At 39.2% G+C, this 25,091-nt stretch carries 33 protein-coding genes; 11 read left to right on the forward strand and 22 right to left on the reverse strand.

The window, feature by feature from the left end:
- The 5 genes from ACQKFO_RS22875 to ACQKFO_RS22895 form a co-directional block, all read right to left on the reverse strand.
- Positions 1-425, reverse strand: a 425-nt coding sequence (locus tag ACQKFO_RS22875) for a hypothetical protein (protein ID WP_427601292.1), incomplete at its 3' end; no start/stop codon positions are given.
- Entirely contained in the window at positions 422-580 is a 159-nt protein-coding gene (locus ACQKFO_RS22880; RefSeq protein WP_427601294.1) for a DUF6906 family protein, read from the reverse strand. The genes ACQKFO_RS22875 and ACQKFO_RS22880, both read right to left, overlap by 4 nt.
- Positions 510-836 (reverse strand): hypothetical protein, encoded by a 327-nt coding sequence (locus tag ACQKFO_RS22885; protein WP_427601296.1) that lies wholly within the window; start codon positions 834-836, stop codon positions 510-512. Before ACQKFO_RS22885 ends, ACQKFO_RS22880 begins: the two co-directional genes overlap by 71 nt.
- Positions 833-1,051 carry a helix-turn-helix domain-containing protein gene (locus ACQKFO_RS22890; RefSeq protein ID WP_427601298.1) on the reverse strand — a complete coding sequence of 73 codons (219 nt, stop codon included), beginning with the start codon at positions 1,049-1,051 and terminating at the stop codon, positions 833-835. The genes ACQKFO_RS22885 and ACQKFO_RS22890 overlap by 4 nt, the downstream gene beginning before the upstream one ends.
- A 46-nt stretch (positions 1,052-1,097) precedes the next feature.
- Positions 1,098-1,298, reverse strand: a complete 201-nt coding sequence (locus tag ACQKFO_RS22895; protein ID WP_427601300.1) for a helix-turn-helix domain-containing protein — start codon at positions 1,296-1,298, stop codon at positions 1,098-1,100.
- A 218-nt stretch (positions 1,299-1,516) separates the two neighbouring features.
- Between ACQKFO_RS22895 and ACQKFO_RS22900 the strand changes: the two genes are divergently transcribed.
- Positions 1,517-1,900 (forward strand): helix-turn-helix domain-containing protein, encoded by a 384-nt coding sequence (locus tag ACQKFO_RS22900; protein WP_427601302.1) that lies wholly within the window; start codon positions 1,517-1,519, stop codon positions 1,898-1,900.
- A 326-nt stretch (positions 1,901-2,226) separates the two neighbouring features.
- Here the strand turns inward: ACQKFO_RS22900 and ACQKFO_RS22905 are convergent, their stop codons facing one another.
- Together ACQKFO_RS22905 and ACQKFO_RS22910 are read right to left on the reverse strand one after the other, a co-directional pair.
- Positions 2,227-2,388: a hypothetical protein gene (locus tag ACQKFO_RS22905; protein ID WP_427601304.1), complete on the reverse strand. Its 162-nt coding sequence runs from the start codon at positions 2,386-2,388 to the stop codon at positions 2,227-2,229.
- A gap of 143 nt (positions 2,389-2,531) precedes the next feature.
- Complete coding sequence (locus ACQKFO_RS22910) at positions 2,532-3,641, reverse strand: AimR family lysis-lysogeny pheromone receptor (protein WP_427601306.1); 1,110 nt, start codon at positions 3,639-3,641, stop codon at positions 2,532-2,534.
- Positions 3,642-3,800: 159 nt separating this feature from the next.
- Here ACQKFO_RS22910 and ACQKFO_RS22915 point away from each other — a divergent pair, with 159 nt between their 5' ends.
- The 9 genes from ACQKFO_RS22915 (at position 3,801) to ACQKFO_RS22955 (ending at position 10,525) form a co-directional block, all read left to right on the forward strand.
- Positions 3,801-4,040 carry a helix-turn-helix domain-containing protein gene (locus ACQKFO_RS22915; RefSeq protein WP_427601308.1) on the forward strand — a complete coding sequence of 80 codons (240 nt, stop codon included), beginning with the start codon at positions 3,801-3,803 and terminating at the stop codon, positions 4,038-4,040.
- A 280-nt stretch (positions 4,041-4,320) separates the two neighbouring features.
- Positions 4,321-5,475: a hypothetical protein gene (locus ACQKFO_RS22920; RefSeq protein ID WP_427601310.1), complete on the forward strand. Its 1,155-nt coding sequence runs from the start codon at positions 4,321-4,323 to the stop codon at positions 5,473-5,475.
- A gap of 726 nt (positions 5,476-6,201) precedes the next feature.
- A complete protein-coding gene (locus tag ACQKFO_RS22925) occupies positions 6,202-7,170 on the forward strand; it encodes a hypothetical protein (protein WP_427601312.1) in 969 nt (322 codons plus the stop codon).
- Between the two features lie 82 nt (positions 7,171-7,252).
- The gene (locus ACQKFO_RS22930; RefSeq protein WP_427601314.1) at positions 7,253-8,023 is read left to right on the forward strand and encodes a ParA family protein; all 771 of its coding nucleotides are present in this window, start codon (positions 7,253-7,255) and stop codon (positions 8,021-8,023) included.
- Positions 8,023-8,412 (forward strand): hypothetical protein, encoded by a 390-nt coding sequence (locus ACQKFO_RS22935; RefSeq protein WP_427601316.1) that lies wholly within the window; start codon positions 8,023-8,025, stop codon positions 8,410-8,412. Before ACQKFO_RS22930 ends, ACQKFO_RS22935 begins: the two co-directional genes overlap by 1 nt.
- A 42-nt stretch (positions 8,413-8,454) precedes the next feature.
- Positions 8,455-8,844, forward strand: a complete 390-nt coding sequence (locus ACQKFO_RS22940; protein WP_427601318.1) for a GIY-YIG nuclease family protein — start codon at positions 8,455-8,457, stop codon at positions 8,842-8,844.
- 62 nt (positions 8,845-8,906) lie between these two features.
- Positions 8,907-9,131 (forward strand): hypothetical protein, encoded by a 225-nt coding sequence (locus ACQKFO_RS22945; protein WP_427601320.1) that lies wholly within the window; start codon positions 8,907-8,909, stop codon positions 9,129-9,131.
- A gap of 349 nt (positions 9,132-9,480) precedes the next feature.
- Positions 9,481-9,948: a hypothetical protein gene (locus tag ACQKFO_RS22950; RefSeq protein WP_427601322.1), complete on the forward strand. Its 468-nt coding sequence runs from the start codon at positions 9,481-9,483 to the stop codon at positions 9,946-9,948.
- The gene (locus tag ACQKFO_RS22955) at positions 9,911-10,525 is read left to right on the forward strand and encodes a hypothetical protein (RefSeq protein ID WP_427601324.1); all 615 of its coding nucleotides are present in this window, start codon (positions 9,911-9,913) and stop codon (positions 10,523-10,525) included. The genes ACQKFO_RS22950 and ACQKFO_RS22955 overlap by 38 nt, the downstream gene beginning before the upstream one ends.
- 11 nt (positions 10,526-10,536) lie before the next feature.
- On the opposite strand, the gene ACQKFO_RS22960 is transcribed toward ACQKFO_RS22955, so the two are convergent.
- Positions 10,537-10,815 carry a helix-turn-helix domain-containing protein gene (locus ACQKFO_RS22960; RefSeq protein ID WP_427601326.1) on the reverse strand — a complete coding sequence of 93 codons (279 nt, stop codon included), beginning with the start codon at positions 10,813-10,815 and terminating at the stop codon, positions 10,537-10,539.
- 604 nt (positions 10,816-11,419) lie between these two features.
- Between ACQKFO_RS22960 and ACQKFO_RS22965 the strand changes: the two genes are divergently transcribed.
- Positions 11,420-11,956, forward strand: coding sequence for a hypothetical protein (locus tag ACQKFO_RS22965; RefSeq protein ID WP_427601328.1), 537 nt, complete (start codon positions 11,420-11,422; stop codon positions 11,954-11,956).
- A gap of 103 nt (positions 11,957-12,059) precedes the next feature.
- On the opposite strand, the gene ACQKFO_RS22970 is transcribed toward ACQKFO_RS22965, so the two are convergent.
- The 14 genes from ACQKFO_RS22970 to ACQKFO_RS23035 form a co-directional block, all read right to left on the reverse strand.
- Positions 12,060-12,977, reverse strand: coding sequence for a peptidoglycan recognition protein family protein (locus tag ACQKFO_RS22970; protein WP_427601330.1), 918 nt, complete (start codon positions 12,975-12,977; stop codon positions 12,060-12,062).
- Positions 12,978-13,005: 28 nt separating this feature from the next.
- On the reverse strand, positions 13,006-13,404 hold the full coding sequence (locus ACQKFO_RS22975; RefSeq protein WP_427601332.1) for a phage holin family protein: 399 nt from the start codon (positions 13,402-13,404) through the stop codon (positions 13,006-13,008).
- A gap of 29 nt (positions 13,405-13,433) precedes the next feature.
- Positions 13,434-13,646 carry a hypothetical protein gene (locus ACQKFO_RS22980; RefSeq protein ID WP_427601334.1) on the reverse strand — a complete coding sequence of 71 codons (213 nt, stop codon included), beginning with the start codon at positions 13,644-13,646 and terminating at the stop codon, positions 13,434-13,436.
- 35 nt (positions 13,647-13,681) lie between these two features.
- The gene (locus ACQKFO_RS22985) at positions 13,682-13,879 is read right to left on the reverse strand and encodes a hypothetical protein (RefSeq protein ID WP_427601336.1); all 198 of its coding nucleotides are present in this window, start codon (positions 13,877-13,879) and stop codon (positions 13,682-13,684) included.
- A gap of 13 nt (positions 13,880-13,892) precedes the next feature.
- Complete coding sequence (locus tag ACQKFO_RS22990; protein ID WP_427601338.1) at positions 13,893-17,681, reverse strand: phage tail spike protein; 3,789 nt, start codon at positions 17,679-17,681, stop codon at positions 13,893-13,895.
- A complete protein-coding gene (locus ACQKFO_RS22995) occupies positions 17,678-19,138 on the reverse strand; it encodes a distal tail protein Dit (protein ID WP_427601340.1) in 1,461 nt (486 codons plus the stop codon). The genes ACQKFO_RS22990 and ACQKFO_RS22995 overlap by 4 nt, the downstream gene beginning before the upstream one ends.
- A 15-nt stretch (positions 19,139-19,153) precedes the next feature.
- Positions 19,154-21,970, reverse strand: coding sequence for a replication protein (locus ACQKFO_RS23000; protein ID WP_427601342.1), 2,817 nt, complete (start codon positions 21,968-21,970; stop codon positions 19,154-19,156).
- 152 nt (positions 21,971-22,122) lie between these two features.
- Positions 22,123-22,611 carry a hypothetical protein gene (locus ACQKFO_RS23005; protein ID WP_427601344.1) on the reverse strand — a complete coding sequence of 163 codons (489 nt, stop codon included), beginning with the start codon at positions 22,609-22,611 and terminating at the stop codon, positions 22,123-22,125.
- 51 nt (positions 22,612-22,662) lie between these two features.
- Positions 22,663-23,250 carry a phage tail protein gene (locus tag ACQKFO_RS23010; RefSeq protein ID WP_427601346.1) on the reverse strand — a complete coding sequence of 196 codons (588 nt, stop codon included), beginning with the start codon at positions 23,248-23,250 and terminating at the stop codon, positions 22,663-22,665.
- Positions 23,250-23,666 (reverse strand): hypothetical protein, encoded by a 417-nt coding sequence (locus tag ACQKFO_RS23015; RefSeq protein WP_427601348.1) that lies wholly within the window; start codon positions 23,664-23,666, stop codon positions 23,250-23,252. Before ACQKFO_RS23015 ends, ACQKFO_RS23010 begins: the two co-directional genes overlap by 1 nt.
- Positions 23,644-24,054: a hypothetical protein gene (locus ACQKFO_RS23020; protein ID WP_427601350.1), complete on the reverse strand. Its 411-nt coding sequence runs from the start codon at positions 24,052-24,054 to the stop codon at positions 23,644-23,646. The genes ACQKFO_RS23015 and ACQKFO_RS23020 overlap by 23 nt, the downstream gene beginning before the upstream one ends.
- Positions 24,047-24,397 (reverse strand): head-tail adaptor protein, encoded by a 351-nt coding sequence (locus ACQKFO_RS23025; RefSeq protein WP_427601352.1) that lies wholly within the window; start codon positions 24,395-24,397, stop codon positions 24,047-24,049. Before ACQKFO_RS23025 ends, ACQKFO_RS23020 begins: the two co-directional genes overlap by 8 nt.
- On the reverse strand, positions 24,381-24,695 hold the full coding sequence (locus ACQKFO_RS23030) for a hypothetical protein (protein WP_427601354.1): 315 nt from the start codon (positions 24,693-24,695) through the stop codon (positions 24,381-24,383). The genes ACQKFO_RS23025 and ACQKFO_RS23030 overlap by 17 nt, the downstream gene beginning before the upstream one ends.
- Before the next feature lie 9 nt (positions 24,696-24,704).
- A complete protein-coding gene (locus ACQKFO_RS23035; protein WP_427601356.1) occupies positions 24,705-25,082 on the reverse strand; it encodes a HeH/LEM domain-containing protein in 378 nt (125 codons plus the stop codon).
- Between the last annotated feature and the right edge of the window lie 9 nt (positions 25,083-25,091).

Genomic DNA, 25,091 nt, shown 5'->3' on the forward strand with positions numbered 1-25,091 from the left:
TTGCTAATGTCCACTAGTGGTACGTCCATCTCCCACAGATCACGGACAGTTTTTACATCCCTTGATTTCCAAAGAAGTTCAATCTTAGGTTTAATCCGGTGGTATTCAAATACGATATATATTCCGCCGTTTTCTTTTACCTCGTTATAGAATTCCGTTAGGTCTGAAGAGTAACGAGAAGGCAAGTGCAAGGGTGGCTGTACTTTCATCCCTTTTGGCCGGCTCAATATGGCACGGCTCCGTTCTTCTCCAATTGACATGACCAGGAGAGCTCCTTCCCACCACTCACGGCTTAACAATTTACCAATGTATTGTAAGGAAAACCCTTCATTCCAATGGAAGATGAAGTTTTGCAGCTCTGCGTATGTCCAAGTGAGTCGGCATTCATCCAGTTCTTCAAATACAATGTAAGGTACTTGGCTCACTGGAGGATCTCCTTCGCTTGATTCGTATTCTTATGTACGAGGAGCATCCGCCCTTCTTGCTTCAGGTCCTTCGATACATACCAATTATTCGGGTTGATACCCGCCTCGATGATCGTTTTCCTTTGATTCCTTGTCGGCTTCTTCCCTTGCTTCATTCTCCTCACGCACCTTTTCTGTAATTTCGAATAACCATTGAAAGAATTTATCCCGGCGATCCGGGGTAATCGCTACACCGTTGACTTCCAAAAATGAGATATTATCCGGGCTCCATCTGTTCTCTCTGAACTTCTGGACGACGGCTGCTTCGTTTGCTGCGGAAAAGCGATGGCCTTTTATCTTTTGGTCCATTGGGTTGACCGAATCAACAAAATATTGAATTGTGAACCACATCGGAAACTTTGCTTGTTTCATTTGATCACCATTTTTTCCTGGTGGATGGCGTTGATCACTCTCCTGAGTAAACTATCAATGTCTGGAGAAACTTGCCCATGTTCGATTCTTGCAAACGCTTCTTGTGATATTCCAACTCGATTTGACATTTCTTCCATTGAGATGGAACGTCTTTTCCGTCTTCTGTGAACCATTTCGCCGTATTCCTTCCTTCGACACCTCTCCAACTTATCCATGATCCACCTCCAGTAACGCAAATTGCGTTGTTAAACCTCAAAAAAATTAGTCTTCTAATAAGACTCTTACATTAATCCCATAAAAATCAGCAATTCTTAGCGCCAATTTACCACCAGGGTTTCTCTCGCCTTTTTCAATTTGACCATAGTATGTTCTGGATATTTTACATGCGGAGGCTACCTCTTGTTGGGACACACCTATCTTTTCTCTCAATTCTTTTAAATTCACTTCACTTTTATTTTCCATACCAAGACTCCTTACGACGCAATTTGCAACGCGGTTCTTAATTTAATTATAACGCAAATTGCGTCGGAATCAAGGGATTTTTTTCTAAATTTGCAAACGAAAAAAGGTTGCAAATTGCGTCGTTTTTATTGATAATAGTGTATAGATGTTATATTCACACTATATTGACGTTGCATTGCAAATGCTCTTTATGAGTTTAAATAGAGAGGGTGTACCAAATGGCTCAGGAGGACAAAGATTACAAGAAAGTGATCGGCAGCAGATTGCACGCATTGCGTATTAAGAGAAAACCTGGATATCACCGAGTGGACGTCGCAAAAGAGCTTAATATGGCGCCTTCTACATATAACGATTATGAAGGTGGAAGAAGAGGACCTAACGGTGGAGTTCTAATACAGTTCGCTAAATATTACGAGACAACAGTCGATTACATTACTGGTCATATAGATGATGACTCCCCGATTAATGAAGGAGATATCCTCGGAGCATTAAGCAAGATTACAAAATTCATGAATAACGATGGTAGCGAGCTGACTGATCAGCAAAGAGAAACTTTAACAAACAACCTAAATAACTTGCTTTCTAAAATTAATAATGACTAAAAAACACACATACCTGGCAAAAGGTATGTGTGTTTTTTAGTCTATATTTATACCATCAGTAATGTTGAGTTGGTTTACCCTTTTTATAAACGATTCTGCGTTAAATTCACCGTTGTCGCCAACATACTCTTGAATGTCGATATTTAACGATGTGGAAATTTGTTGGATAACTTGAATTAACTTTTCTTGGTTGGCTACAGCACACATTGATTTTTCCCCCGATATCAATAAATTTACCAAATCCCATATTACTAAATTCGCTAAATTACCCCATATAGCAGAAAAGACACCATTCAGAAGAATGATGTCCTTTTTACGGTCATTTATTAATGTCCGCCTCCGCCACCTGGGTCAGAGCTAATGGATTGGGTAGTTACTGGATAGTCTGCCGTGGCATTGTCAGTTGAATCTTGTAAAGAAAGAGAAGATCCAGCAATTAATGTTGCGGCTAATGCAATTCCAGCAATCAACTTATTTAGTTTTTTCATTTTCACATCTCCTTAAATATCACATTCACTGAAATTATAACAGTTAGAATCGACTTTTACAACGCGATATGCGACGAATTAAGGAATATATATCACAATTTTACCATAAGTTTTACAAAAAATATTATTCTTCTAGGCATATTTTAGGTCAGATCAATTAATTGAGTGTAGAACGAATCTCCTTGTCTAACAAACTTGTTCAGTGATTGTTGGAAATACTTTTTGTTATCGGTGGCCAGGCCCTTGTAATATAACTGGTGGGCCGATAACTCACCGTTTATTTCTTCTAATTCATCAAGTATTATCAAAGCTTCTTTTGAATATCCTTGTTTCGCTAGTGAGTGAGCTCTTTCAGATATATCACTTAAGTACAAGCCATTAAAGTCTCCACAATGGATTTTTATAAAGTCATGAGTTGATTCCAAAACACTTTTCCTCATCTTGTGGCTAGAGACTTTGATATCTTTAAACATCTTAATAGCCGAATTTATTAACCTGATGCTGCTATTAGGATCTTTAAAGATATTTGCTTCTGACAAAATCATTAAAATCGAATTTGCGGGTAACGGATATCTGTTTATCGTTTCATCAGTTAGAACCTTTTGTGCAATCTTTTCAACATTTTCAATGTCTCCCCTTTTGAGGAAAGCGTGTGCAAGCATTTCGTTAGTTCTTACTTTGAAGGAATCTCGTACATAATCAGAATTTATAGCATCCAGACTCTGTAGGATATTGTTTGCAAGTGGGATCATAACTGAGTAACTTTTCAAATCCAAGTGAGAATAAAGTGTTGCTATTTTAAGCAATATCTTAGAGTCATAGAGCAGATTTTCAGATAACTTAAAGTCCTCTACCTTCAAATAAAACTCCTCGGCAGATAGCTGATTCATATTTCGTCCAGTTATCATCTGATATATCATTGAATCTTTAAGTAATGGTGAATTCACTACTCTTCGATGAACTTCATCCATATACTCCTTGTCACCTCTATTAGCTGACCATTCCAAAAGTTCTTGCAGGTTGTCATTACGCTCTGTTTTTTGGATAAAGCTAATAATATATTCTTTAATGCATGCAGGATCTTCGTAGATAAAATCAACTAAATCGATAAATTTCATCGCTGGCATATCTGATTCACCTTTATAATATTTAGTTACCATGCCCTCCGATACATTTATCCATTTAGAAACCTTTTTACCGGTAATCCCATTTTTTTTCGCATCTTCCTTCACTTGGTTCATAAGTCTTTTCACAAGAATCAACCCCTAATGGAACTTATTACTTTAAAGTTTAACGCCTAAATGAAAATTTATCAATATTCTTTTTTGGTTAATCACTAAATGTTAAACTCTTAAATATAAACTGATATAATCAACATTAAAAGACTAGAAAATTATGGTAGAGGAGTAACCATGGCTAAAATAATTTGGAAATTAGATAGAGTATTAGAAGACTTAGATATATCTCCAAATAGATTGTCAGTAGAAGCTAAGGTTCGACCTAATACAATTTATAATATGGTTTATAATGAAGCTGTTAGATTTCACTTTGATACTGTAATCAAAGTGTTAGTTGCCTTGAATGAGATTGCAGATCAGGAAGGTATACATAAAGAATATAATATAGGGGATATCTTAGAGTTCAAGAACTAAAAAGACCCACTCTTATTCCAAGAGTGGGTCATAATTAATCATTGCAAATTGCGTCGTCGAGTTATATACTATAAAATATATAGCGAATCAGACAGTTAACCAATAAAAAAAGACAAATAAAAAAGCCTGCCCCGCTTCCACCGTCCAAAGTGTAAGGAGCAGACACATCTTTTAGATACCTCTATTTTACTGTATACGTGTATTCGTTGCAAGTAAAATCTACATATTTGAGGTATCTAGGGCAGGCTTTTTTCTTATAATAAGAAAGGAGCCTATTTTTATGTCCGGAAACCAATCCACTTCTAAAAAGTCCATGAAAATAAACGGATTTAAATTCTTCCAGCAACATCTTGATCTATTAAAAATAGAGATCATGAACCCTGAAGAACTTGGATATTCAAAACCACTTTCTTCTAGTGCAGTAGCCATGTACATCGGAATTGTGTCCGAGTGCTCACAGTCTGGACTACTGGATCTAGGAATCTCCATTGCAAGTATCTGTCGAAAAATGAATATCGCTCCTCAAACTGGCCATGATGGATTAAAACAACTCATCGAACGTGGTCTTATTCTTACGCGTACATATGAAGGAAAAGTTCAATATGAGGTTGGCGGCTATGATGACTATAACCGTTCCCGTTCTGAATCAATGGGTAAAACCAAAGGATTAAGTTACTTTTCAGTCCCTTATGAAATTTTCGCTTCCGGAGTTATATCAAAGTTAGTGAAAGCGAACAGCAATAAAGGTCTTCTGCTTTTACTTAGGCTTTCCAATAGCTTTCACCGCGATATGAATATGTGGGGAAAAGAAGGAACAACCTTAAAGATGGAGAAATTCAAGGAATACTTGAGCGAGCGTTCTTCCATACGGGTCCGCAAAGTTCTTAATGTTTTGTCACCACTGTTCACTTTTACTCCAGTAGATTTAACTGAACGTAATCCACGAAACATCGTAGACCGTATTCGTAAGGCTGTACCACAATTAGTGATTAAGAAATATCAGGTTAACATCTCCCCTTCTTGCTTAATGGAACGTAAAGAAATGGAAACGGACGTTACCCAGGCATTGAAAGAAACAGAGATGCAGCTGAAGTATATGGGATTCCCACTCAAAGCAAAAGAGCGCCGTGGTATTCATATCATCTACCGTTCTTATGTTCGAGAAATTGCTCAATACATTGACGATCTCAACCTTCGCAAAGAATTAGTCATTGGATCCGTTCAAAAAGCATTGATGACTCTTGATGAAGCTAGGATGAACGAAAATATCCAAAGTGTCGGTGGCTTCTTAAATAAATTTTATAAAAAATATGTGATCAACTTCATCAAAAACAATCCAGGGGTGGCGTCAAGTGTTATGACCGCATGTGATAAAACTGGAGCCGAATACCCTAAACTTCTAGACTTATACATAACTAAACACGCAGCTTCCTGATTTTAAAAATTTCATAGTGTCTAAGCCTTGTTAAAATTGCCACACAATAACAAGGCTATTTGCCATGCTTCTATTAGGTGCACTCCCTTCAACATCAAGGGATGCACCATTTTTTATGTGCCAAAACGAATGGCTCCACACCAGCTGACCTGAAATATCGATAAATCGCTATCCGTTTGTTGTGCACTCAAAACCCTATAATCCGTTTATTGTTTACTTGAAAAACATATATCCGTTTATTGTTTACTGTTGCATCGTAGTATCCGATAGCTGTTTGCTGAATCTGAATCTATCAATTTGTTGTTTAGTTGAAAAACTTCAGACCCCTCTCCAGTATTGGGTTTATAGTACATTTTGGATTTCTTCTATAATTATTTGGCTTTTCTATCTTTTTTTGAGAGATTCTATCCTTATTTGGATTTCTACACTTATTTGAAATATACAAATGTAAATTGGATTTAATGAGATCCAGGTAATATGAAATCAGGAAAATTCCTTTTCAAGATCAAAACCTCAAACCAATCTTAAAAACCTTGCTCAAAGACTGCATATGGCATATAGTAATTTATATAGAAGGTTGGGTGCGTGATATTCAATATAGTCGGCGCCTGGGCGCCCCCGCGCCCGGCGGGTTCATTTCCTCTCTGGCCATGACTATCTAAATCCGTGATTTCTCTTCCTGCAACAAGGCCCATTCGGTTAATAAGATTGATAAGGAGTGGTTTTTTGAAGACTATAGAACTTCCCGGCTTTATGCTTTTATATCTCGATAGCATGGCCAAAGGTGATAAGAAGGATTCCTACATTAAGCGCTCACGATCCGATTTACGGGTATTCCAGAAGTGGATTGATGGTATCACAAACGGCCAAACTGTTTCCATCGAGTGGATCCAACAGCTGCATAAAGAGGATTACATGGAGTTTATCTCCTGGTTAGACAAGAAATACTCTGACGCATCTAAGAATCGAATTTGTACGGTGATCGCAAAGCTTCTCGAATATCTGGAAGTAAAGAATGACTTTAGTATTAAGGAGCTCGTGGATACTCCGAAGTCGTTCCCTTTAAAAAAGACGGACTTCGTCTCAGATCAAGAATATAAATCTCTGCTGAAATCCTTTAAATCAAGTCAGAACGTTCCAGATTTGTACAAGACGGCTCATAAAGAGCTTTTGAATAGGAATGTATCCATATTGTACTTGATGCGCTTCTATGGGCTCACACCGGCTCAGATTTCACGAATAAGCATGAACAACATCCATTTCACACAAAATGAGCTTCGAGTTGATCATAGTGGCCATATCACCAAACTGAAATTGTTGCTGAAGCACAAGCGACAAATCTATACCTACCTCCAGGACATTCCAGAAGACCGACGGCCACATTTCCAAACGGACGCTCCCCTCTTCGTTGCTTATAACAATACTTCCATGAGTTTTCAGATTGATAATAAGAAGTCAAAAGATAAAGTTGTTCCTCAACGCCTGGCTGAACGTTCGATCATGAAGTTGCTGCAGGTTGAAATTGGACGAGCTGGCATTCGCCAGGTGTCTTCTACTCATTTTCGAAATCGAGCGATACTGGATGCGATCGAGGCGGAAGTCGATGACAAAAAGGTGATGGAGGTATTCGGGATAACGTACCCTAATTACTTAAAAAGGTTCAAACAATTCCTAGATAATAAAGACAAATGTTAATATTTTGTTTACATTAACATTAACGTTAACTATAATAAAAATATAACATTTACATTAATGTTAACATTAAGGAGGACAGGCATTGAAAACACTAGCTATATCAACGAACAAGGGCGGAGTCTTAAAAACCAGTCTTACTACTAATCTTGCCGGCGTGTTATCCGAAAATAAAAAAATTCTCATCATTGATACTGACAACCAGGGGAATGTACTGGTTTCTTTTGGAGTGAATCCTGATACAGCTGAGACCACACTATATGACGTACTAATGGGGGCTTCGAAAGTTGAAGAAGCCATTATGAATGTTCATTCTAATATTGACGTGATTCCTTCAAATGACAACATGAGTTTTCTTGAATTCGACGTTTTAAGGGATGCTGATCGTTTTTCAAAACCATTTGAACTTTTGAACCAGGCAGCGTCGCATTTGAAAGATCAATATGATCTCATCCTCATTGATACCCCTCCAAACCTTGGTTTAGTCCAAGGGAATGTTTTATCTTTTGCTGATGAAGTGTTAATTCCTTTCCAGCCAGAAGGATATAGTATGCGCTCACTTGTGAAGATACTCGAATTCATTGAAGAATTTAAAGAAGACATTAACCCTAACCTGGGTATACGCGGGATTGTAGGAACATTAGTTGATTCAAGGACCACTCTTCATAGTGAAGTCCTGCAGCAATGTAGACAATTTTGTATTGAAAACGATGTTCATGTATTTGATACAGTAATTCCAAGATCCATTCGATTTGCCTCCAGTGTTGCCTACGAAGGTAAACCGGCTACCTTAACCGATAAAAGAAACGCATTAGTCCAAGCATATTTCGAATTAACTGAGGAGGTATTTGAATAATGGCGAAGCAACAACGTAAGCTAGCGGGGTTTAATGATTTAGCGAGTAGAAAAGAAAACATTAACGATAATGTTAACATTAATAAAGGCGAAGCGAGTGGGAAGGACACGGAACCATATAAAGTTAATGAAAACATTAATGTTAATGATAATATTAATGATAAAGATTCCTTGGAATTTGTAAGATCACTAGCAGAGAAACCTAAGAAAAAAGCTAAAGACCCAATAAAGCCTACTGGTATTTACTTTAATGAGAACAATCTAATTCTGTTAAAGCGACTATCGGAAAACGGTGGAAGAGGGACGCAATCTAAAATAATCAATTTAGCCGCGGAAGAGTTTTTCAAAAAAGCTGGTTTAATGGATGAAGAGGGGAACATCATAGATTAACGTTAACATCATTGTTAACGTTAATCTATGATTGAACTACACATGGATATTCGGAGGCACGTTTATTCTGTATTTAATGCCAAATCTATTCCTCACTGCCAAGGTGTTTATGTCTTCTATGATGACGACTGGAACCCGTTATATGTAGGAGTAACAAACGATTTGAGAAGACGTATCCATAGTCACCTAAGTAACAATTCAAATACCAGGGCATACACTCACCTATTTGCTTTTGTTGAATGTTTTCTTGACCTAAATATCATTCATGAAGAGGAAATAATGAAAAGTTTAAACCCTGTATTTAACATTAGCTCTCTTCTTAATGGAACAACCAACAGAGTTAGAAGAGAGGAATTATTGGATGCTGTAAAAGATATGGAAAAGTTAATTAGGGATCGGAAAATTCTCCACTTACAAAATGAATGGTTCTAAAGATAAACATTCACATTAATGTTAATGTTATCGTTAATGACTAAAGAGAGGGTTGGTTTAGCATGAGTAAAGGTCCAAATAAAACACTCACTATATCCAGAGAGGATAACGGCATTGTTGTAGAACGGAAAAATGAATTCGGCACTCCATTTAAAAAGGTTTTTGAAACAGAAAAAGGTATGCTGGACTACTTGGATGTATACAAGAGCACAGATACAATTGCCGAATATCAACTACATGTTTCTGAAGAATTTTGGTCGTTAGTAATCAACCATATAAATTCATGATCCACGAAAGCACCTCCCTCAAGGTGCTTTTTTCTATGACATTATGTACTTATGACTCTGAGATAATGCCTACTTATGGGGTTTCTTATTCTTTACTGACCCCAACTCTTTTGACGCCTTATTGGCTGCCTTCACAATCTTCATAGCAAACTCTTTCGTCAGTTCCTGTTTCTTGGCCATCCTAATCTCCTCCAGAAGTTTATTTACTACCATAGTGGCCAAACAGAAAAGATTTTATACCTGGTCTAATCCTCCTCCCTACCTCATAAACTAAAATCAAATGACATTATGAGATTGTGACTCTCGGATAATACCGGACTATCACACTGAAAAGAGTGGGGGAGAGAGGATGAAACATAAACCAATCGCACCTATATTTTTAAATGATCCAGTGGAAAGGCGTTCAGCTGCTCGTCCATCAAATCCACGAAAAACTCGATTTGATAAAACGGCACCGATGAAATTCCCTGTGACCGAAGAAGAAAATATAAAGCTCCGGCTCTTCTTCCAATCGTTCAATCGAAATGATAAAGGGATCCGTCCGGCCAGTATAACGGAACTATTTGTCATGCTTGTTCGTTTTGGATTGAGACATCAAGAAATGTTACGGCCGGCCAATGAATACCAAAATACTGTGATAAAGAAGACTGTGAAGCCGAACCAACTTGAGAAAAGAATGATTGAGGATCTAGCGATCGAGTGGAATGTTTCGGAAAGAAGGGCACTTCATGGAATAGTGTTTTCCGTTATAAATTACCTGGATAAAGGGGGAAGCCTAAATGAGGAAAAAGTACAGCCGTTTCGACCTAATGAGTAGCGCTGTTATGGATAACGCCGGAGGACTCATACACCGCCTATTTGAGAGCCGTCACGCTCGTCTTAATGTAAAAGTATCCACATACCATTTAAAACGTGCTCAGGTCTTTGTGGGGACGATTAACGAGATTGTTGAAGATGAGACTGATATGATACTTACGGTTGAGATGCTCACCGAAATGCTCTATAAAGACTTTCTTCGCTCAATCGATGAAGGTACAACGCTTGATATGCTCTCAAAGTGGATTAGAAGCGTCAGAGTGGACGAAACCCGTGAACAGGACTTATCTATCCACCATTACCTAAATCAGGGCAAGGAGCTCAACATCGCAGACATTAAGAGACAACTGAAAAGTCGTCATAAGAAAACAGAAGATTTCACTTACATTAGTGTGAAGATTGATAAGCAGCACATCCTTAAAGGAGAAGTTCTCCTCCATGATCTACATGAAGCATACCCAGATCTGGAGCTCGACGTTGAGGAATTTTTATCACTCAGATTTAAAGACATCATTTTACAAGTAAAATCAGGCAATTACGAAATCCTGAAGAACATCGTCAATTTGGTCCTATATTAAAAAGCCCTCCATCAGGAAGGCTTTTTATCTGTGTATTCACTTTTCAAAATGACAAGGTGTGAGTGCGATCCGTTCAGTTTGCTGGTGATGTAACCTTTTTCCTTTAGCCTATTTATATAACTATGGATGGTACTTAATGATTTCAGGGAAGAACGCTTCATAATCTCCCTCATCGATGGAGTGTAATCGTGTTTTTCTTTAAAACTCACAATGATCTCAAAGATTTCCTTTTCACGACTCCACACTTTTTCGGCTCTTGGGACATGTTCCTCTTCGTAGTAATAGTGCAATGTTATGCTCCCACCTTTCTTTTTATTGGACCTACAGAGAGGAGGTTCTCTTTTTTGAATATGCGAGTCGCTTTCCTCCAGTAGCAATATGCCTTTACATGTTTATCACCAATCGATTCCACCTTAATGATTCGCTCACTAATTTTTTGGTTCCGATCAACATAGAAAATTTTGATAGGTTCTTGTTTCTGAAGGGACTTTTGCAACAGGAAATTCATATGAATCCTCCTCTTCTGTTCTATTTTCTTTTATTATATACGAACATACGTTCTAAATAAAGCTTTAACACGAACGAATATTCGTATAAACTGAGGACAAATGAACCAAAATGAGGAGACTGGTAATTATGGATTCGCTAAATCAATCGCTCTTAACTCTATTCAGTTATATAAAATTCCCTCAAATTTCAGGGGAAGTAATTAAGGTGGAAATGTTATTGAACCGACTTTTGGAATTAAATCTCTTATCACAGAGTCAGGTTGAGGATATTTATGAAGGTTTGAAATGAGGCATGGCATAGAGACAATTCTTTATTTCTTTTAACCTTTCCTTTAAATTCCATATGCAATATGGTTAAATTGAAATGAGAAGGGGGAGGCACTCATTGAAAAAGACATTATTGGCTATCGGTATTTTTTTCGCCATATTCTTTATAGTGGTATTCATTGCACTCATTGTAGATATATCAAATGATGACAACCAAAGTGCGAACATTTCTGTAAAAGGAGATGTGACTGAAGATAAAGAGAGCAGTATTTCTTGGGAAGATAAGATAAAGGAAATTGCCTTATTGGATCTCGGTCCTAATGATAAATTTAATGAAGTTAGCTTGTTTGCTAAAGACTATTCACCAACCAAAAAAGAAATTGCAAATTTCGAAGAATATATTTTAGCTCAGTACAAAGAAGGGAAGTACCTGAAGGACCTTTCTAATCATGAGTATATGTTGGGGAATATTTTCAAGTCTCAGGTTGTGGACGAGTACTATGAGCCTGGAGATAATGATTCTATTAAGTCATTTGCTTTTGATTTTTGGCAGAACTCAAAATACGTATACAGAGGCGTAGATAAAATAGATAGTGAGGCTACATTAGCTAATGAAAGGCAGATGGATAAAGCTATTTCAAAAATGAATAATTGATTATAAAAGCCCCATTCTATCTAAAGAACGGGGCTTTGCTTATGAGCCAATGTCGTTAATGCTGTGACCTTATTATTCTCTAAGTCATTGTCCTTTATTCACATTACTTTCCTAGATAGTGAATAACCTTCTTGCGGGTATCCCATCGATCGGTACCAGAGAGATCAATGACACGGTTCGTCTTCTTCTCCAGGCCTTCCATCGGTCCGCCGACCACCATGAGCTCGTTGATCTTCAATGCTTCATTCGCCAGTGACTTTCGGTTGTAAAGACCACATTTCTTTTCATTCGCTAAATCGTACCCCACGCTTAAATCTGCATCAGAATAAACTACTACCGCCATTTTAATCACTTCGTTTTCCTCCTTTTGTTGTGGTTTAACTATTGGATTAATTTCAATTTCCCCTGCTGTCATATCAAGTAGATACTTATACATTGATGGATCCTTTACCATCGGTGCAGGACAGTTCTTCCCTGTTACGTCAAAATGCCGAACAAAACGGTTATACGTATCTTTCAACTGCGGAAAAAGCTTTTGAAGATACTGGTGAACAAGTGCTGTTCGTTTAACTGTATCCGGGTGAATAGTTCCGTCTGGTTCCACACACATTTCAATGTGTATACACAAGAGGTTTGCGTTTCCACCAGGGTATTGAGAGTGTGTCGCTCTCAATGTAGATAAGAGCGGTCCCGCTTTTCTTTCGTTCGCCCCAAAACATACCTCATCTAAAGGAACTAACTCTAAGGCTTTGTAACGATCGACGAAAATGTGAGCTGAAGCGTATCTGATGTATTCTTTTCTTCCTTCACGCCGAGCTGCAGCTCTTTCCTTATCGTTTTGATTTGGCAGGGTTTCATCAAAATACTTGTAATGACCTTCCGCTGAAGCCCCAAAGTTGGCTGTCCAATGATCAATACCCGCTTGTACCCTTAAGAGTTTAAGACCTGTTCGAGTGGACCAATGCTTTTTGATATGCTTTTTCTTGTAATTTAATTGAACCAATTGAATCTCTCCTTTCAAGTTAAAAGAGCCACCTTAAAGGCAGCTCTTATTTCTTTTCGTCACTTTGATTTTCAATGACCTGCAATCGATCGGTAATGGCTTTCGGAATCTTGACCCCTATTTGAGCCAGGTTCTCAGCGATCGATAACCCTTCATTTGCGATATAAAAAAGAACGGTTCCAAAGGTAAGGACTCCGTTCAATCCGAGAACTTGATCTATAACATTGGCCACGATCACCACCAGGAAACTTAACATTTTCCTCACATATCCAAACCACGCTTCACGGCTACGTAATCGTTTTTCCTTCCATGCTTTAATGACGCCGGTGAAAATATCAGCGACACTCAGCAGCACTAACAAATCTAAGAATTTTACATTTCCGAATAAATAAGTTTTTGCTAAATCTAACGTTTCAAAATTTAAAAACAATGATGTTTCCTCCAATTCTCTCACACCCTGTCGGTATTATTTAATTAGGCTTGCAGACGATCAATGACTCTGCCTTTAATAATTGATGCTAATGCTGCTACACTTTCATTCCCTGCATACTCTTCAGCTGTAAGAGGAATATTCCCATTCATGTTGATTGAATTGTCCTGCTCATTGGCGATGAAATAGACCTGCACAGCTTCCAATTGGCCATCATCAGAGTATTTGATTTGAACGTTTGAAATTCGAAAATTCATTTTAATCTCTCCTTTTTAGGTAAAATAAAAAAGCCTTATTCGGCTTCCTCGACTACTATATATCCTTCCAGGTCTGAAATGCGGCTCTTTAACTGACTGATTTGGTCTTGCAGTTGCTGAATCAATGATGTTTTCTCGACAGCCATAGCCTCATATATTGCCTTCTCTTCAGCGAGCTTTCCTACGGTTTCTTTCAAGCTTTTTAATACTAAGTCAATATTTTGGTTACTCATTCCGTTCACCTCCTTATCTGTATCCAATGATCATGATATAGACTTTTACGCTTGATCCACCACTCGTATATTGGTAATGAGGGGAGATCCGGATTTTAGTGCTCATGATGTCTGTACCTCCATAAACACGGGTACTATCGTTTTCGTATGCATACCACTCCTTTGCTACGGCATTACAGAAGAACCCCAACACTTGGGGGATGGCCACTCTCGTGTAATTGGATATGTTCAGAGTCTTCTCGATGTAGTTTCCCGGTGAATATGTCCCTGCTGGTATTGGAAACGTAATTTCTTGTAAGTACATCTTTCCGTATGATGAAACCATAGGATAGGCGAGGTTCCCATCATACATACTTGGCAATGTACTCTCCGAATCGAAGATATCACGGTCATTTATTGATATTGAGTCGCCATCAATCTTTAGCGTGTTCGTCCCATCGGTTGAAACAATTGATCCCGCGAACTTGGCGTTTTGCCCGAAGATAGCTCCTTCGAACTGAATCTTAGATGCTGCGATCTTAATGGTTTCTGAAGTTTGACTAATAGCAGACATGACACCATTCTTGGAAACCTTTTGTTCAATTAGTCCTGCCTGCTGTGTAATAGTTGATTCAGCAGAGGAAACCCGTCCACTTAATGAGTTGAACGTTGTTTGGTCAACTTTTGATTGGATCTGATTTCCTTGAATGGATAGTTGAGATTCATTATTTGAGACCCTTCCAGTTAAAGAATTTAATGATGATTGAGAGGCTTTGAGTGCAATTGCACTTGTATTCTGAGTGATTTTGGTTTCAGCACCACTCACCTGTCCGCTAAGAGTATCTATTTGTCCTTGTGTGTCTTCCGGTGCCGGTGTCCAATCGGTTGCTTTGTTTCCTTTTTCTATTTTTACATTGGCAATCAAATACTTCTCACCAGGGGTTGAAGTATCAATCCTAATGGTGTCGCTTAAAGAAATTGTATCGCTTGAAGTAGTAAAGGTTTGTTGCATGAAATACCAAATTGCTGGTTCAGCATTTATTTCGATTGAAGGAATTGGATTTGTCTCATTATTTGATTGATTCAATAGCTTTAAAAGTGAGTATGTCCTTCCAGCCTGATGTCTTTTAATCCAATAACTTATAGTATAAGTAGTGTTCGGTTCTACATTCGCACTCGGTGTATATACAGCAACTGTTCTACTGGAAGTGCTCGAGCCAGAAGTTACTTCAATAACAGTGCCAAACCTCGAATCGAATATAGATTTCAAGGAGGGACTATCATACCAACCTCTCCAACCAGACGTTCCTTCTGCTCCACTACTATTTGGCAATAAATTTCGTCCGCCGATTTGCAATCCATCAAACTCAACTCGTGATACCTTACTTTCAATTTTTCCGGATTGCACAATCAGAGAAGCTTCTGCATTTGAAACTCTTCCCGCTATTGAATCTACACTCGACTGTGAAGCTTTAAGATTAATCGCGGTCGTATTTTGAGTGATTTTCGTCTCTGCACTACTCATTCGCCCTTTAATAGTATTGATCTTGTCTTGAACGTCTTCTGGTGCCGCTGTCCAGTCGGTTGCTTTATTTCCCTTTTCAAGCTTTACGTGATGTTCCTCGCTGACGACATTTTCCCATCCAATAGGATACGTTGCACTTTGATTCCTAAAGGTTACTTCCAGTAACCCGGTTTCATCAGTCTGAACGGTCCTTGGTTGATTTTCTGCCACCCCATTTGATGAGGAACTTGACTGGAATGGGTATACATCAAAAAACAAATCATATCTCCCTGAATTTTCTGGAATATCCGTACTGAGTGTATAGAAAGTATTCGGATCGCCATGGAATTTCCAGCTAGTAAGAGATGGATTTTCTTCATCAGTATATTTATTTTTAACTAGATCAGATATAGAAAATAAATTCCTTCCAATCCACAACCCCTCAAATTCAACCTGTGAAACCTTACTTTCAATTAATCCTGCCTGCACAGATAGCGATGATTCTGTATTGGACACTCTACCTTTCAACGTATCCAGTTCTGTTTGTGAGGCTTTCAATTGAATCTGTTGACTGTTTTGTTGGATCAATGTATTAGCCTGGCTAATCTGAGTCTCTAGTGAAGAAACCTTTTGATTATAGGAAGTCTGAGAAACCTTAGAGGTCAAACCATCTTCTGTTTGATTAATCCGGCTCTCATGGTTCGTGAGCTGCGTAACGATGCCGTCCTGGTCCGTGGTGTACTCGGTTGAAGAAACTTTACTGTTCAGCTGGTTATCGACTTCTGTTTTGGTATAGGTGCTGTTCTTATCGGCTTTCGATACCAATTGACCGTCCACATATTCAAGGCCGGCTTTTCCGGCGATGTCTTGCTGAAGTGTTGCGAGATTGTTGTCATATAATAATTTGCTCACCTTTTCGGTAAGCTCTTTTTCGATGTCCTGGATCTTTTGCGTGTATGTGGTTCTGTCGATCGCATATGTTTCTGTGTGTTGCTTTGCATTGTCCTCAGCATTCTGAGCCACTTGATCAGCATAATAAGTTCCGTCTTCGAACGTCGCCTGGTCTTTATTATCGATATCCTCCTGGCTATACGTCCCTATATCTTCAGGAATTTCAGCTGATGCTTTAACCCATTTTCCTTGAGCTGAATCCCAGGTGTAGACAATATCGATTTTTCCACCTGTTTTCACCCATAAGATATTAATTCTCCCTTCAGGCGGTGTAGGGGATTTTATGACCTTGGTGGCATAAAGTGCTTGGAGATCTTTCCAAACTCTGAAGATATCTTCTTTTTTATGCTCAATGACTTCTCCCAAAGTAAAATCTTTTTGAGCGTCGTCAAAGATGGAACGGAAAATGGAAATAACCCTCGATTCTAAATACATCGGAGGGTTAAAACGTTCATCCTTTATTCTGGCTGTGTCTCCTAGGCGCCACCTCTGTAAAGATTCTGCTGAAACTTCGTATTGAACAGCTGCACTGATCCGCTTTTTTAATTCCGTCTCACCTAACTGTGTCAGTTTCTCTTCCGTCATGTCTTCATCATTAGATTGAGGTTCATATGTTTGAATTAGATGTTGACCTCTCCAATTCCAATTTTGAAAGGCAGCTTCATCTTTGACGGTAACAGTAAGCCTTTCACCATTTTCCTGTTCCGGTCCAATGCATAGAAGCGCTGTGACAAGTTTATCGTTATTAACGGTCCGTCTTATTCCAATTAAATCCTTGTGAAATTCAATTTCTTTCCCTTGATCTTCTCCCTGTCTTTTCAAGAAATCTACATAACGTCCCGTCACTTTGTTTCCACTTATTTCAATACGAAAACGAAGCTCACATCCGAAGAGGGTAGAAAGAGCCACCAGGGCATCAAATCCACCTAACTGTTTTTCAATTACCCACTTCTGGATTCCGCTATATTCAACAGTGCCGATTTCCCAAATCAGACCTTCAAGAACGTAATTGGCTGCACTCCTAATGGTTTGTCCTTCTAATACTTGAGGAGAAATGGACTTTAAATTATTTAAATCTTTATATGATGGGTAGGTACGAAACTCTTTTACGTTTTTTTCTGTATCGTCATTAGACTCCCACAATATAAATTCATGGTATATCCCTTTATCTTCACCCGGGATGATGAATCTACTTCTGCTTTGAACTTTCTCAACATCTTTAGCAAAAGCCGATACCTCAAAGTCATATTTTTCTTTTTCATCAAAGCCTATATGTTGATGATGAGTGTCTGTATAAGCCTCATCGATCCAACCTATGATTTCATCTCTCTGATGATGAAGTATATGAATCAAGTTTTTTGAACTCATGTACCTTTGTCCCTCCATTCTGCACGGATTTCACGGATGACTTCTGGAGGGTTCGCAAGGAAGACATTCTCCCCTGGCTTGAGGTGGAAAAAACGAGCTCCAAAGTCTTTGCCATAGAAGAGGTCCCCGTTTTTATAAATTTCGGATTCTCCATGGAAGAATTCGAAAACGTCCCCGGTTGTTCCAATAAAAGGGATACCCTCAGGCTGGGTATTAATTTTTTCCACTTCAATTTTTCTGATTTTCGCTCTTGTAGGCGTTGGATAATTGCTGTGAGTCCCGATGTGCATTCCAATGGCAGCTAAACTCTTTTGAAACTCACTGTTATCATCTTGGAAAGTGAATTTAGGCTTGTGCCTTGTATAGACTCTTCCGTCTGCCCTATAGCCTTGTTGAGCGATATAGAAGGTGAATTCTTTGCCCTTCTTAATGATGTCCATGTAGCCAAAGAATTCCTTATACGTCCAATCCATTGATACGACATAGTGTACATTCGAACCATTCCGAAGAGCGATTTCTACATCGACTTCCCCAGAAGACTTCCGGAGGACAGCGGCTACTTTGCCAATAACATTTGAAGCCGCATCCAATAGGTAAACTTCTGTTCTGGCTCTTTGACTCGGGTTCGATCCTACATCAAAATACGCTCTCACCTTGAAATCTGGAATGACTACACTTCCGTTTAATGACTTTGATAAAGTAGGTCCGTGCCAATTTGTACCGGAACCAAACCCAGTGGCAATAAAGTTCCCGCTATCCACTCCCATGGTCCCCGTTTTGGTTCCTCCGTCCGGTGTGAATAAAGCACTCGTCCAACCGGTTAAATTAAATCCGTCTTCTGTGAGTACATTTTCGTACTCTTTAAAAGTAGTGTCGTCCACTGTAGAGGGACGTCCTATCCTCATGTAGTCTTCCTCTCCTATAATATCCAGAAGTGTCGTAGGACCGGATAATTCTATTGAGAAATAGGGAGGGGTTTCTTCTACCCCATAGTTTCTCAAGACGAAAGGGGCTGATGGATTGTTAATAACCATTTCCCTCTTCTGACCATAGATGAAGGGATCTAACATCGTGAGAGTGATGGAAAAATCCGCATCGCTGCTCGTTATGTTATCAAAATCATACTCCCCTTCTTGGCAAGCGAATAAATATTTAGATGGAGTAAGATCTCGTATGATTTTATATGGTTTATCTCTGTAGAAAATGGAATAAATCGTATGTTTCAAATCGTCTAGATCCATAGGGGAATCAGTTTCCACTTGAAAATTGATATCAATTCTCCGCTCTGCTAACCTGCTTGATGTTTGAGTAGCGCCGTGTTTCCCCTGGATCTCTGACTTCTTTCTCACAACATTCGGAGAGTAAATATGGAATGATTCAACCCACAAACCAACACTATCCATATCCACTCTTTCTCCATCTTCGTACTCGATTAAGAAATTGTATTGACTCTTCAAGTTTTTTCACCTTCTTTATGGTCGAGCTTCATTGCTATCAATCTCTTGTTTCACCGGCCGCCAGACGACTTTTCCGACTGCCTTGCCGTCCATAACAACATCTCCGGCCTCTACATCGACTGAGATTACATTCCTGATCACTTTATCTATCACTTGGCTTGATGCCTCTTTAATCTTATTTTGGGCTTCAGCGATTAACTTAGCGATTCTCATAGCATGTGGTCCTTCGAATGGTACGATGCCTTCTTCCACATCTCCAAACCCAGAATTACCGGCCACGACTGGTTTCGTGAATACACCACCCGTTTTGTGCCAAGTGACATTAAATTTTGGATATGGAATATCTATACCAGCAATGGTTTTTATTCCTTTGCTTATGTCCACAGAAGGGAGCTTCGGCTTTGGAATTGTAATTCTCATGTTACTGAAGGCGCTCTTGATAGAAGAAATGATACCTAACACCTTTTCTTTAGCACTTTGAATTGGGTTCGTTATAGCGTTTTTTATCCCGTTCCATATACTTGAGACACTTGATTTCACTGATTGGAAGACCGATGATGTAATGGATTTAATCCCATTCCAGACAGAAGAAATGGTGGATTTAATCCCATTTACCACGCTAGAAATTGTTGACTTAATCCCATTCCAGACAGTACTGATTACTGTCATGATGACGTTGAAAATAGTAACGGTTAAAGCTTTTATAACATTCCATCCTGTAGTGATCACCGCTTTGATCGTGGCTATAGCTACAGTGAAAATGGTCTTATAAATGTTCCAAACTGTTGTGAAATACACCTTCAATCCATTGAACAACCCCACCGTAATTGCTTTAATGACGTTCCATGCAACGGTTAGGATTGCTATTATGGCTGTCACGGCAATGGATATCGCAAGCTTTATGCTCTCCCAAGCAATCGCTGCGATTACACTTATCTGGTCCCAGTTCTTCCAGAGAGCTATCCCAATGGCAATGACTGCTGCTATGGCAGCCACAATCGCAAGGACCGGCCAGGCGATCGCTCCAAAAGAGATCCCTAAGATAGATGCCGCCCCTGATAAAATGGTAAATACCGGAGCCAGCGCCATACATATCCCCAACAATATTCCGATGACAGAGACAATGGCTGTTATGGTGGCAGCCAATTGAGGGTTGTTTGAAACCCAATCAGCTACGCTTGAAACCACATTTGCGAGTATAGACAATAAAGGATCGAGTGCTATCTTTAAATCTTGAACCGATTGACTTAATTGCTTCATAGGAGAGTTGTCTATCTTTTGAGTGTCTTGATTAAGCTCATCTACACCCCTCGATAAATCAGCCGTCCCTTTTTCTGCATTAAGTAACGTGTCGATGATCTTTTGACCTTGTTCTTCCCAAAGGGTTCCAAATATTTTCGTACCCAACTGATTTCGGTCTGTCTCGTCTTTTACGCTTGCCAAGGCTTTCGTAACCTCTAACATAGCTACTTGGCCATCTTCTCCCCCACTGGCAATTGTTTTACCCCACTCCTGGAATTGTTTTGCGGAGATATCTGTTTCAGCTAAAATGTCTTTTAAATTTTCATTGAGACCGGATCCAAAGTCAGCCATTTGAATCCGTCCTTCTTTAATACCGTCTAGCAATGTATCTATATTCCAACTTTTTGTATTGACGCCTGCAGCAAAAATATTTTGAATCTGCTCGGCATCATAACCGGCTCGTTGTAGCTGCGTACCATACTCTGCGATAATATCAATTTCACCAGGAGGAAATCCCGCTTCCAACAATGAGTTCACTAATCCAAGGGCTTCCAAATTGGAGATATTTAAGGCAGAACCTATTTCGTTCATTTCTTGTATAAGTTCTGAGAAATCAATTTCAGAATAAGAGGACGCAATATTGCCTGCTCCTTTTACTACAGAGGCATTTACTTCATCGGTCGCTTCTTTATTCAAGGCCCACTGTTTTCTAACCCCTTCAAGGGCAGCCTCTGCGTCAATACCGTAAGCCTCTATATTACGAACCACTTCAAATATTTCTTTTTTTGATTCCTCAGGAACGTTAAAGGTTACATCTATTTTTGTTTTTAAAGAGGAAGCATCCAAGGACTGACTGATCGCTTCGCCAATCCCCACCCCTGCTGCAATACCTCCAGCAAGCCCTCCAATTTCAGAGCCAAGGTCTCTTACCGAACCACTAGCATCATCTGCGTCCCTTGATAGCCTGTTTAAGTCTTGTCTAACTGAATTGATAGATGATCCATTGTCGAGGGCAGATAATGCCTGTCTAACTTGATGAATGTCCGTTTCCGAACCAACGGCTTCCCGGGATAGCTTTCTGAAAGCAAACTCTAATTGTTTAGTGGATGCTTTCCCCCTGGCCATAGCTTCGGCTAACTCTGGACCCACCATATTTGCAAAATCTTCTGCCGAGGTCTCCGTTGCTTCCAATAGACGTTCGACGTCTTGAAGAGACTTCTTGTATTTCTTTTGTTCATTTCTTGAAGAGGAAATTTGATTCTCCAATTTTTGCTGGGCAATCTGGTAATCTAGCAATTGGTTCGCTAGTTTCCTTGCTTCTTCTGAATTCTCACCATAAACAGTTTTTGCCTTCGCTAATTGTTGAGATGTATCCCTTACCTTTTGTTCAGTAAGGGCATATTGCTTTGAAAGATACGTAAGCTTCGCTTCGAATTTTTCTGTTTGAGTACCGTTTAACTTCAACTGCTCTTGTTGAAGTTTAAATTCTTTCCTAAGCTTTGTTGACTCTTTTCCAATTTCAGCAATTCCCTGATTGAATTCTTCATTGAAAATACTAAACTTAACTTTTGTTTCAGGTTGCCTAGCCATGTTCCACCAACTTTATTTTGTGATAGGACTTGCCTGCCAACTATCGAATGCTTGTTTGCCTTCAAAAATCCTCTCTACTGAGGCATACGGAAAGTGCCAAAATACATCATTGGCAATCCCGTAGACCAGGCAATAGAGAACATATTTATCTTCTATTGATTCGATCTGTAATTTTGGTGCTTTGGCTTGCCCTTTTTCTTCTTTTTTTTAGTACTCTCATTTAACCCCTTAGCAAATTGATTAGGATCTTTTTGTACTAAGTCTTTAATCAGGGTTGCATACGTTTGAAGCGTTGTCTGAGTATCCTCGTGATACTTTGATACAAACAAATCAAATGACAAATCGAAAGATTTATTTAAACCTGAGCAAGCCAGATAAATAACCTTCAGGCATTCGACCTCATCCAAATACGTTAATGCTTCTGCTGCCTTTTCAGGATTTTCCTCGATGTCCTGAATAGCTTGGAGCTTAATGACGTCCCCTAGTAATGATCCTTGGGTTAAGCCGGTGTCTTTTCCCATTTTCAACGAGTAATTCGTTAACATTGCGGGAATTTTTTTTTCGTTAATATATCGCTCTTTAAAGGAGCCGTTTTCTTCATATACATCTAACTCTTTTAACGTGATTATTTGAATGGCCATTTTTTAGCCTCCGTTTCAAAAAAAATAAAGAGTAGGGAAAACCTACTCTTTTTAAACTTGTGGGATTGCCTCCACGAGAGATCGATTAAATTGGGAGTGCCACTGTTCGGCGATTGTAGGGTCGTCTAATTCCGAAACAAACGCTTCGTACATACATTGCCTCATAATATCCGGATAAGCCGTGAGCTGAACCTCCATCAGGGCCACTTCATCCCCGCCGTTTTCAATGGTGAATTTAAACCCTGTTGCACTTACGCACTTAGGGAAAGCTACCAGTTTAGTAACATCCTCAAATTCATCGATTACATCTGCCGTTAATACGAACTCCACTCCTTTAGAATCTTGTCCATATTGATAAACACCTGGCTTTAGCCCATTTGAGTTAATGCCAAAAAATTTACGGATAACGGCCACTTTGATATGAGCAGAAATCGTGAGGTCCATTTTCTCGGGTTTCGATTTCTTTCTCACCTCGACGCCTTCTTCTTTCTTGATCAGTTCCTTGAGTGTTGTTTCACCTTCTACGGAACCAAGGCTACCGAATTTTTCTCCTTCTTGCTGTGTGCCACCTTCAATAAATTGAACACTGGCGTTGGTGATACGGATAGAATCAAACTGTTCTACAATTGTTGCCATCATTACAACTCCTCTCTGATTCTTTTATCAACTTCTTTATTGATTTCCTCTAATACTGAAGAGGTGGATTTATATAACCCGCTTTCCATAAACCTTTGTTCCAAGGGGTTTGAAGGTCCCCTTCCTTCGTTAGGGAAAACAAGATAGCCGAAGCTTCCTGGTTTGTTAGCAGCTCCACCCTTTGCTTTTATCGTGAACTCCAGGTTCCCATTCTCACTTTTAGACCAATCGCTTAATTTAGCGTGACGATTGTCCCCTCTAGACATTGGCATATCTCGAGTAATGTGTTTGACAACCTCTTTCACACCGAAGGAGTGCAAAACGCTATTTATCGTTTTTTCTACGTTGCCGGGTAGCCGTTTGAATTTTTCAAGGAGGGCGTCTACTTCTCTATAATCAAATTGAAACCGAACGCTCATACTTAATCATCCTCGAAAAGATTAATGTAACCCTGTCCACGAATTCAGAAGTATCTGCCTTCTGGACCCGCTCTTTTGTGGTCCTTTGAAAAGATGTGGCTTTTACTCCTTCCACAAGCGAAATGATATCAATGCAGTTCTCATCTACTTCATCATTTTTTTCTGAAAGGTAAACCACGTATATATCTTGTGACAAATGTTTACCCGTAGCCTTTTGATTTTCTGAACGGCTGATGTCTCCGTACACGATCAAAAAGTAATTATGGTCAGGTGGAACCTCATCATTATTGATATTGTCCTGGAACACCGGAAGTTCAAAGTGATCCGCCAGCACTTGAGGAATCGTTCTATTTTGTTCTTTGATTAACTCTTTCGATCGCTCATTCATGCTTCACACCTACCCGTTGAAGATAGAAAAAGAGATAGCGCCTGCTTGGGTCGCTATCTACTTCTATAACATCGTATTCTATTGATTCAATGGCTATTTTCAGGTTGGAATTTGACTGACTCCTAAATGAAGGTGGGAAGAGTGTCTTAATCTTACGATCCAACTTGGAATCCAAAGCACCGGCTAGTTCATAGTCCCGATCACGACAACTCAGCTCTTTAAAAGCGAGCTTTCCTTCGGGAGAAAAAACCTTCCCCATATCTTTTCCACTTTCAGATCGAGTGGTTTTGGTATACCCATATTGCATCATTCCGTCATTAAATGTTTCACGATGTGGTCTCATTTGACTCACTCGCCTTTCGGACTGCCTCGGTCAAAATAAACCTGCCTAATTCTGATTCGAAATTACGCTCAAATTCATCTGACACATTGTTATAAAGATACCGACAACGCTCAAGTAACAAGTCTCTTGCTCTGCTATTGACAACAAAATCAAGAGACGTACCTGATAATTCTTCAAGGTACGCCACTGATCGTGCAATATGCTTTTCTAATTTCCGATTTGTACTTTCATCATCCCACGTGATGTCGAGATTATCTTTTAACTCAACCAGGATGGATGATTTCACTACTTCATCCATGTTCCATCCCTACTCTCTAGATTTCAAGATGAGAGTAATAAGGTCGTCCTTTTTGGCAGAAGATTTGTATTCAATCTCCTCACTGTCCAAGTAAGCTTTTAATTGAGGAATTGTAGTCTCCTCCTCCAATTGTTCCTTACTTAGTGAATTGATCTCCACGAGAACTTCATCCGGTTCCCCTTGATCTTCTTCTCCCTTGGGGTCCTCCTGTTCACCCTCAAGCGTTTCTGCAGCGATAAATGAACGCTTGTATGTTGGATGAATGCTTTGCAAGGACTTAACCCGTTCTGGATTTTCTTCATAGCCCTCTTTTGGATAGGTATCCCCTTTTTTGTAAAGAACATTATGTTCAGTGTCATTGTAAGTATTAATCACTTTATATGGCATGTTGAAATC

Origin of the sequence: Rossellomorea sp. NPDC071047, from assembly GCF_050270195.1 — a bacterium.
GTDB lineage: Bacteria > Bacillota > Bacilli > Bacillales > Bacillaceae_B > Rossellomorea.